We start from the raw sequence: 8,740 nt of genomic DNA on the forward strand, positions 1-8,740 counted from the left end.
TGACGCCATCCGAAAAACGGCGTCAGTCGGCTTAATACAAAGATATTCTACGACTGGCTTTTCTCTTTTGTGTCTATCCTTCCTGGGGCGGTTCAACTTTACGCACTCTCAAGGCTTTTTTTGTTTGATAACAGCGGCTGAAGTTTTTGGGGGAGTCTATGAATGTTCAACTTGATGAAATGGAGGAATGAATAGTATGTACGACTCAATCATGGAAAACAAATGGGCTATTTTACTCACGCTTGAAGTGTTTGCCTGGTGGGCAACCTTTTTCATGCTATATGCGAGATACAAAATGCAATCGCAGTTTTGGTTTAAGGCAGCATCGGTCATATTGATACTTACCGGTGTTATTCCGCAAGTACTCTTGGGGGTAGTAAATTTTATTACGACAAAAGAATTTGACTTGTTTACGTTCGTTATTGTGCTGCTAATTATTTATGGATTAACCATAGGAAAAAAGCACGTTAAAGAGCTGGATTATTGGGCCCGGAAGAAATTCTCAAGGTAATTGGCTTCAACCATATTGATAATCGAGGGCGTTCAAAATTTGTCGCCACCTATGGTAAAGTGGGTAAAAATTCCCGGCAGAGGTTGTTTATTACCCGTTTTTTTGATTACCGCCTAAGCAATTCCTTAGAAGCCGAGTCCTAAAAATGATCCGCCGGTGCTTATCACTGCTGGAACGGCGGCAGCCTGGAGTAACCCATTGCAAATTGGCATAAATATTGCAAATAATAGTTTTATACGACAATACAGAGAGAGGTGCTTTTATGAGCAAGGGTTTTCAAGGCAAGCTTCCCCAACCAAGGGCAGAGAATACTGACAGAATGTATTACTTAGATAATCTTCGGACATTTGTTATTGTGATGGTTGTTGTTATGCACACTTCCATCGGATATATGGCTAAACCGCCGGAATGGTGGTATGTAATCGATATAAAAAATAATATGCTATTCGATCTTTTGGTAATGGTTGTCGATGTATTTATTATGCCAATTATGTTTCTCATTGCCGGATATTTTGCGTTGCCTGTACTGATAAAAAAGGGGACAGCCGAATTTTGGCGCAGTAAGTTTTCCCGCATTGTTGTCCCATGGGTAATCGGAGTATTACTTTTTGCACCGCTGATTACCTACGTAATCCCGTTTAGTCGTATGGATATACCACCAAGCTATATGTCTTTTTGGGCAAATTTCTTTCAACCTCCATTTTTTAATCAGGCACATTATTGGTTTTTGGGTGTCTTAGCCTGGTTCTTTGCCCTGCTTACGGTTGTATATCATTTTTCGCCATCATTCTGCCAGAGGAAAACATCCCCTTCTTCGCCATCTATAGGTACTTTTTTATTTATTTGTCTGGTGCCTGCCATCGCTTTCTTTGTTGCCAATCTTTATTTTCATTCAGATGAATGGGTCAGTGTAGCCTATATAGCCCATATTCAACCGACACGTATTGGGCTGTATTTATGTTACTTTGGGTTAGGCGTACATGCCTGGCGTAACTTATGGTTTACTAAAGCCGGGTACAATCCTGAGTTTGGCCGTTGGTTTTTTGCGTTTGTAGTTATGCTCGCCATTTTTACTGCCTACAGAATTGTATTTAGCGATACTACGCCATTATTGCTTAAGGCAGGTCACGCGTTAGTGCATTCTATTTTTAACCTCGCTGCTACGTTTGGTTTTATGGTACTATTCCGGGATTTCTTTAACAGTGATGCATATCTATGGCGCAGGTTATCTGCCAATTCGTATACTATCTACTATATAAATTACTTTATTCTTCTGCCGATAGCTTGCCTGGTACAGAAGTTGGAAGCTCCGGTGTGGATCAAATTTGTTTCGGTGTCTACGTTAGCTGTGGTCCTATGTTATCTGGTATCAGAATATATCATCGGGAGAGTTATATCTATAAGCAGAAAAAAGCCAGCTCAAATTCTGGATCACAGCTCTTAAAAGAGGAACTATTCGTCGATAAGCGCGCGGATATATTGAAAAAGAGTGGGAACTGGAAAGCGAGTTTATCCAGAGGGGTGAATAGAAATGGCCAGCATATCTTTGCAGATGCTGGCCATTCTTTTTGGTCGGTTTGTGTGTTAGGAAGCATGTGGTCTGATTGTCACAAGCCTGCTTTAAGCTTTCGCAAGCAGGCTAACAGCCTGGAAAACTGCCTCCCTGGTCTCTGCCGGCATTTTTAAAGCATTAGGTTCATAGGAGGGGCCAAATGGATTAATCGGCGTCCAGGCGGTGGCTAAAACCATGATGGCCGTAAGAAGAAAACCCGGCGTGAAAGTCGAACCAATCAGCCCGGACCTTTGCGCATTCATTAGCTCGGTTATTTTTTTTTGCTGAACTAGTGTACGTTCAGCTAAGTTAACCGTATTTTGTTCCAGGCTGTACCAAGCCAGTAAGCGATATAAGCCGGGATTGGCTATCGCAAAATCAAATACTCTCACCGCATAGCCGGGAAGATCATCGGGTGTGAAGGTGATTTCTTCGTAGACCCGCTGCAAGTTGTTCTGCAGAACAGTGGTAAAAAGTGTCTCTTTATTTTCAAAATAGATATAGATCATATTCTTATTGCAGTTAGCCTTCTTGGCAATACGATCAACACGGGCGCCTGCGATGCCATAGGACGAGAATTCTTCCATTGCTGCCTCTAATATTCGTTCTTTGGTTGCTTCAGCGTTTCCCAACCGGGAACCCCTCCTTGTGCTAGTGCTCTGCCCAATTTGAAACTGGAAGATGACGGCGGAATGTTGACCGTCAGCAAATTCCGTTTTCAAGGTTGGTGGAGCAATAGTATATTATTCACAATATATCATATGATTATATAATTGACAAACCGGTTAGTTTATTATATATTCTAACTAACCGGTTAGTATTTATGCGATTATAAAATGAAAGGTGGAACGGATATGAAACTATCGGGCAACACAATACTCATTACGGGCGGCGGTTCCGGAATCGGACTGGCTTTTGCTGAACGATTTATCAAGAGAGGAAACAAAGTAATTGTTTGCGGACGACGTGAACAGGTATTGCAGAGAGCCAAAGAAAAGTTTCCCGGCATCATTACCCGGAAGTGCGATATAGCGATAGAAGCAGAGCGTATCGCCTTATTTAGTTGGGTAACCGGGAATTATCCAGAGATCAATGTATTAGTTAACAACGCAGGAATTCAACAAAGGTTCAATGTGCTAAAACCAGATGAAAAGTACGACTGGCGCTATTTCAGTAACGAAATTACAGTCAATCTGGAGGCCCCTGTTCATCTTTCCATGCTGTTTGCGCCCTATTTTGCCAAGAAGGAAGAGGCGGCTATTGTTAATGTGACATCCGGGCTGGCCTTTACACCTCTTGCAATTGCCCCGATTTATTCGGCTACCAAATCGGCACTTCATTCGTATACTATGAGCTTAAGACACCAGCTTTCCGCCACAGCCATAGAAGTGATTGAGGTAGCTCCACCGGCAGTAAATACCGATTTAGCCGGAGCAGGACTGCATACTCATGGGGAACCGGTAGATGCCTTTGCCGACGGCATTTTCGAGGGACTGGAAGCAGGTAAAGCAGAAATTGGCTATGGCACTTCCGTAGAACGCTTGCGTATGTCCCGCGATAAAATTGATGAGTATGCAGAAAAAATGTACGACGCCATGAAAGCTTCCATTGAATAAATCGCTGTTATTTGTCAAGAAAACCGCTGAAAAAGCGGTTTTTCTGTTTGGTGATCATGTATTTGTATCGTTCGAACTGACTTGCTTGATGATGGTATGATAGCGCCTGACCTTTTCTTCCATAAACGCAAGCCTGCCCGTTGCCTCCGCTAACTGCTCCCGTGCCATCTCCCTGTATTTTAAAATAATTTCGTAACGGAGAAGGAGGGAAGAATCTCCTTGCTGGTATAGTTCGACAAAGTGGTTGATATCCTTTATCGACATACCGCAATCTTTAAGATACTTCACCCTGATCAGCCAATTAAGCGACTCTTCGTCAAAAAGACGATTGTTGTATTTGTCACGTTGTACGTTCGGGACCAAGCCCTTATCTGTATAAAATCTGATAGTATGCTCTGTGAGCTTTATTTTCTGGGCTACTTCTTTGACTGTGTACATGATTCTAACTCCTTTTCGAAAACGCTTGACTTCGTGCTGCTCGAATGCTCTACAGTAAACATAGCACGAAAAGGAGGCAAGATAAAGCTTTCATAATAATTTAAATGAAAGAATAAAGCAACGCTGTAAAGAAATCCTAGTAACACTAGATAAAAGCGCGTTCTGTGTCAGGCAGAAGCTTGACTCTGGCGTGCTGGCAAAAGGGAGCTTATTGACAAGAAGCGTTAAGGAGGTAATCAATGACGATGCGCATCATCACACTGGAAGAGCATTTTGCCTCTCCGGATATTATCGACAGATTTGGCCGGCAGTCCTTTCACAACAAAGGTGAGCAACTGTGTGACCTCAACGAACGCCGGATCGCTGAGATGGACGCCGCCGGAATCGACCTGCAGGTGCTATCGCTAACCTCTCCCGGTACGGAGGCATTAGCCGCAGACGAGGCGGTGAAAATCGCCAACAGTGCCAATGACTTTCTGGCAGCGGCGATAGAACGTCATCCCAGCCGTTTCGCGGGTTTTGCGACCCTGCCGACAGCGGTTCCTGAGCTTGCCGCCGATGAACTGGAACGGATGGTTTGCCAACATGGTTTCAGGGGGGCGGTGATCAATGGCCACATTCAGGGACGCTACCTGGACGACGAATTTTTCTGGCCCATTATGGAACAGGCGGAAGCGCTCCAGGTTCCTCTCTACCTGCATCCGGCGCCCCCGCCGCAGCCGGTAATTGATGCCTACTACACGGGCAACTTTTCCTCGGAGGTGACCCGCATGCTTTCGACGGCGGGCTGGGGCTGGCACATCGAAACCGCTGTTCACATTCTGCGCCTTATTCTCGGCGGGGTATTCGACCGTTATCCCAAGCTGCAGTTCATAATTGGTCATATGGGCGAGGCTTTGCCTTTCATGCTGCCAAGGATTGATCTGGTTATGCAGCCGGAACTGACTAAGCTGCAGCGCCCGGTGGCGGCCTATCTGAGAGAGAATATCCATTACACCTTCAGTGGTTTTAATTTTACTGCTGCTTTCCTCAATCTGTTGCTGGAGGTCGGTGTGGACCGCATCATGTTCTCGGCAGACTATCCCTACGGTTCAATGGAAAAGGGGCGGGCCTTCCTTGCCCAGTTGCCTGTCAGCAGTGCTGACAGGGAAAAGATCGCACACGGCAATGCCGAACGGCTCCTGCGCCTATAAAGGAGCCGCATTCAGTAACATGAGGTTAATTTTAGAAGGAAGTATGGAATCAACTGGCAGTGGGGGAAGTAAAATATGGCAAAAAAAATCAGCCCTACTCGTTGCAGAACCACAAGGACTGATTTAATGATTGTAATGATATTAATACTGACAGCAATGGACTTTCCAGGGAGCAATCTTTTAGGGTTGCTCTTTTTTTATGGATAAAATTAGACTTGACATGGAAGCTGGAGACGGTACTAATGAAATATGCCGGCGTTGAATAGTTTGATGAATTAGCGGGATGGACAGTAGGGCAATTATCGACTCTCAGGAACTGTCCCCGTTGAGTTTAGATGGTAACACAAGATGCTTTTGTTACCTGTTTTTACCTTTGTTATTTTACATATTACGATGAAATATAATGAAATCCTCTATAATTAGAAATTAATTTTAAAAACAAGGAAAAAGCAACTGAGAACAAAGCGTATTTGATCAATGTTTTAAAAAGCCTTTGAATGCTTATATTCACTGTGGTCTATAGTTTTTACAATGTAACAAAAGCATCTTGTGTTACATTGTAATTTTTTTGCTTAGTCTACAGAAAACATAATTGTAGTAGTTAACGAACTGAGGAAACTGGGCTAAGCACTAATAGTGAAATTTTACAAATGTTAAGGGAGGCTAAGTATGTTATTATGGTTTAGTAATTTTAAAACGGCAGTCAAAATCACAGTACTTATTTCAATTGCCGCCATATTTATGGCGGGCGTAGGCTATGTCGGGTATTATTATAATGTCAAACTTAGTAATGATTTAGGAAAAATGTATAAAGAAGGTCTGCAGCCCGTTAAATGGCTGAATGCAGCACGGGGGCAAGCGCGTGCTGTAGAAGGAATTGTTATTACCCTCACGCATCCTGGCCTGAATAAGGAGGATGAGACAGAGCAACTGAAAGAAATGGAGGAACTTATAGAAGAAACAAACCGGTTGTTAGGAGATTATGAAAAAACAATAACTACAGACTTCGAGAAACAAGAATTTGCCGTGACGATGGATACCTTGCAAAAATGGCGGCAAGAAAGAACTAAAATTGTCGACCTTGTCCAGGCCGGAAAAAAGGTAGAAGCCTTTGATTATTATACAAAAAATGCCGGTACCTTGATGGATACCTTGAATGATACATTGAAAAAGCTTGCCGATTACAACGAAGAAAAAGCTGAGATGTTAAATAAAAATGGCGAGGAAGACGCGAAAAATGCTGCCCAGGGGATTATAGGAATAAGCCTGGTGGCCGTGTTGCTGGCAATTGCTGTGGGCTATACGATATCCAGGATGATTACTAAGCCGCTTAACAGAATGTTGGAAAGTGTGCAAAAGGTTGCGGACGGTGATCTGAGAGTCCCGGCACTCAGTATGAAATCGAGTGACGAGATAGGTCAATTAGCAGTAGCTTTTGACGCGATGACGGTAAATCTTCGGACGGTAGTCAGTCAGGTATCGAAAGCCGCAGAACATGTTGCCGCTTCATCGGAAGAACTAACTGTCAGTTCTGAGCAATCGGCCCAGGCAGCCGATCAAATAGCCTCTTCCATTACAATGGTAGCCAACGGGGCCGAGGAGCAATTGGCGGCAGCGAATGAAGCTTCGGCGGTCGTGGAGCAGATGTCAGCCGGTATTCAACAGGTAGCAATCAACACCAATCAAGTTGCTGAGCAATCAGCGCTAGCTGCTGAGAGAGCCCGGCAGGGCGGAAAAACCGTTGACAAAGCAGTAAATCAAATGACCCAGATAGAGGAAACCGTCAATACATCTGCGAAAGTCGTAGGTGAGCTGGGAGAACGATCAAAGGAAATCGGTCAGATTGTGGATACTATCGCAGGGATCGCCAGCCAGACCAATCTTTTGGCGCTGAATGCGGCCATTGAGGCGGCAAGGGCAGGCGAGCAGGGGCGAGGGTTTGCGGTGGTGGCGGAAGAAGTACGCAAACTGGCCGAGCAGTCCCAGGAAGCTGCTAAAAAAATCGCCAGTCTCATTTATGAAATTCAGAGTGAAACGGATAAAGCCGTAGTGGCCATGAATGAAGGAACTAGCGAGGTAAGGACCGGGGCTGAAGTAGTCAGTGCCGCCGGCATGGCCTTCCGGGAGATTGTTGAACTGGTGTCGCAGACCTCTAATCAGGTCGGAGAAATTTCAGCCGCTGTTCAGGAAATGGCGGGCGGCAGCCAGCAAATTGTGGGGTCTGTTAAAAAAATTGATGGGTTCAGCAAAAAGTCATCGGAGGAAACGCAGTCTGTTTCAGCGGCAGCCGAGGAGCAATTAGCCTCTGTGGAAGAAATTTCTTCTGCCAGCCAAACCTTGGCCAAGCTGGCGCAAGAGCTTCAGGAGCAAGTTAGTAAGTTTCACGTATAATTAAGTCAGCAGGGCTAGGGAAGCTGCAAATTCCATAGCCCTGCTGATTTTTTATCTTGGTTGTCCACCAGCACTCTTAGCTTATGGAAGGGGAGACTGTCGGGCGCTTGACTTAATCAGCTCCATTGCTGTTTTAAACAATGTAACACCTGACATAGTGTTATCATATTATGTTAATAGGTTACCCCGAATTTTATATGGAGGTGATTGGTTAATGTTTCGTGATAGCGATGATGACGATAGACTTAGTTGCTTTTCGATGGGCAGTTGCCAGTCCTGTTTCTCGATGGGGAGCTGTCATTCCTGTAAGTCTTGTCATTCCTGTAAGTCTTGTCATTCTTGTCATTCTTGCCAGTGCTGTCAGTCTTGCCAGTCTTGCCAGTCTTGCCAGTCTTGTCAGTCCTGCCAGTCTTGTCAGTCCTGCCAGTCCTGCCAGTCTTGTCAGTCCTGTCAGTCCTGTCAGTCCTGCCAGTCTTGTCAGTCTTGCCATTCCTGTCAGTCTTGCCACTCTTGCCAGTGCTGTCATTCCTGTCAGTCTTGCCACTCTTGCCATTCCTGTCATTCTTGTCACTCTTGTCATTCCTGCCAGTGCTGCCGTTCTATGAGCCGGGGGAAGTGATGCCAATCCGATAAGCTGTTGCGTCGACAAGGTGTAAAATCGTTCCTTACTGGCAAAGCAAAAGCCAAAGCATTTCTGAACCGGAGCAGGAAAAACGGACATTGAAAGAAAAAGCCTCCAGTCGTAGGATAGAATTACGACTGGAGGTTTTGTCATGTCAGGGAAAAAAGGGATGTCACGGTATGGCCAGGAGATGAAAGAGATAGTAGTCCAGGGATATCGTAGAGGGATTAGCATACGCGAATTAAGCAGACAATATGGAATCAGTCGGTATGCCATCCAGAGCTGGTGCGGTCTGCGCAAGGAGGTAGAACTTCGCCATGCGGCGCCGCTGCCCAAGGGACGACCTACAGAAAAGTCGAAAACGCAGGAACAAACCATAAAACGTCTACAAATGGAAAATGATCTGTTACGAAGTTT

The 8,740-nt window shown here is 44.9% G+C and carries 9 protein-coding genes; 6 read left to right on the forward strand and 3 right to left on the reverse strand.

The features are described from left to right. Positions 1-196: 196 nt before the first annotated feature. Both F3H20_RS19440 and F3H20_RS19445 read left to right on the forward strand, forming a co-directional pair. Positions 197-511 carry a hypothetical protein gene (locus F3H20_RS19440; RefSeq protein ID WP_149736502.1) on the forward strand — a complete coding sequence of 105 codons (315 nt, stop codon included), beginning with the start codon at positions 197-199 and terminating at the stop codon, positions 509-511. A gap of 262 nt (positions 512-773) precedes the next feature. After that, the gene (locus F3H20_RS19445; RefSeq protein ID WP_149736503.1) at positions 774-1,955 is read left to right on the forward strand and encodes an acyltransferase family protein; all 1,182 of its coding nucleotides are present in this window, start codon (positions 774-776) and stop codon (positions 1,953-1,955) included. Positions 1,956-2,131: 176 nt separating this feature from the next. Here F3H20_RS19445 and F3H20_RS19450 read toward each other — a convergent pair whose 3' ends face one another. Beyond that, on the reverse strand, positions 2,132-2,695 hold the full coding sequence (locus tag F3H20_RS19450; protein ID WP_149736504.1) for a TetR family transcriptional regulator: 564 nt from the start codon (positions 2,693-2,695) through the stop codon (positions 2,132-2,134). Between the two features lie 222 nt (positions 2,696-2,917). Between F3H20_RS19450 and F3H20_RS19455 the strand changes: the two genes are divergently transcribed. Beyond that, positions 2,918-3,679: an SDR family oxidoreductase gene (locus F3H20_RS19455; protein WP_149736505.1), complete on the forward strand. Its 762-nt coding sequence runs from the start codon at positions 2,918-2,920 to the stop codon at positions 3,677-3,679. Between the two features lie 54 nt (positions 3,680-3,733). Here F3H20_RS19455 and F3H20_RS19460 read toward each other — a convergent pair whose 3' ends face one another. Next, positions 3,734-4,117 (reverse strand): MerR family transcriptional regulator, encoded by a 384-nt coding sequence (locus F3H20_RS19460; RefSeq protein WP_149736506.1) that lies wholly within the window; start codon positions 4,115-4,117, stop codon positions 3,734-3,736. A gap of 239 nt (positions 4,118-4,356) precedes the next feature. Between F3H20_RS19460 and F3H20_RS19465 the strand changes: the two genes are divergently transcribed. Next, positions 4,357-5,310: an amidohydrolase family protein gene (locus tag F3H20_RS19465; RefSeq protein ID WP_223191866.1), complete on the forward strand. Its 954-nt coding sequence runs from the start codon at positions 4,357-4,359 to the stop codon at positions 5,308-5,310. A 669-nt stretch (positions 5,311-5,979) separates the two neighbouring features. Then, entirely contained in the window at positions 5,980-7,701 is a 1,722-nt protein-coding gene (locus F3H20_RS19470; protein WP_149736507.1) for a methyl-accepting chemotaxis protein, read from the forward strand. 211 nt (positions 7,702-7,912) lie between these two features. On the opposite strand, the gene F3H20_RS19475 is transcribed toward F3H20_RS19470, so the two are convergent. Beyond that, the gene (locus F3H20_RS19475; protein ID WP_149736508.1) at positions 7,913-8,422 is read right to left on the reverse strand and encodes a hypothetical protein; all 510 of its coding nucleotides are present in this window, start codon (positions 8,420-8,422) and stop codon (positions 7,913-7,915) included. A gap of 52 nt (positions 8,423-8,474) precedes the next feature. On the opposite strand from F3H20_RS19475, the gene F3H20_RS19480 reads away from it, so the two are divergent. Next, positions 8,475-8,740, forward strand: a 266-nt coding sequence (locus tag F3H20_RS19480; protein WP_149735408.1) for a hypothetical protein, incomplete at its 3' end; no start/stop codon positions are given.

Source organism: Propionispora hippei DSM 15287 (assembly GCF_900141835.1).
Classification (GTDB): Bacteria; Bacillota; Negativicutes; order Propionisporales; family Propionisporaceae; genus Propionispora; species Propionispora hippei.

Bases quoted from the DNA above. Each gene is read 5' to 3' on its own strand.
- F3H20_RS19470 (WP_149736507.1), top strand. From the start codon at position 5,980: ATGTTATTATGGTTTAGTAATTTTAAAACGGCAGTCAAAATCACAGTA.
- F3H20_RS19465 (WP_223191866.1), top strand. From the start codon at position 4,357: ATGACGATGCGCATCATCACACTGGAAGAGCATTTTGCCTCTCCGGAT.
- F3H20_RS19445 (WP_149736503.1), top strand. From the start codon at position 774: ATGAGCAAGGGTTTTCAAGGCAAGCTTCCCCAACCAAGGGCAGAGAAT.
- F3H20_RS19460 (WP_149736506.1), bottom strand. From the start codon at position 4,117: ATGTACACAGTCAAAGAAGTAGCCCAGAAAATAAAGCTCACAGAGCAT.
- F3H20_RS19440 (WP_149736502.1), top strand. From the start codon at position 197: ATGTACGACTCAATCATGGAAAACAAATGGGCTATTTTACTCACGCTT.
- F3H20_RS19475 (WP_149736508.1), bottom strand. From the start codon at position 8,422: ATGTCCGTTTTTCCTGCTCCGGTTCAGAAATGCTTTGGCTTTTGCTTT.
- F3H20_RS19455 (WP_149736505.1), top strand. From the start codon at position 2,918: ATGAAACTATCGGGCAACACAATACTCATTACGGGCGGCGGTTCCGGA.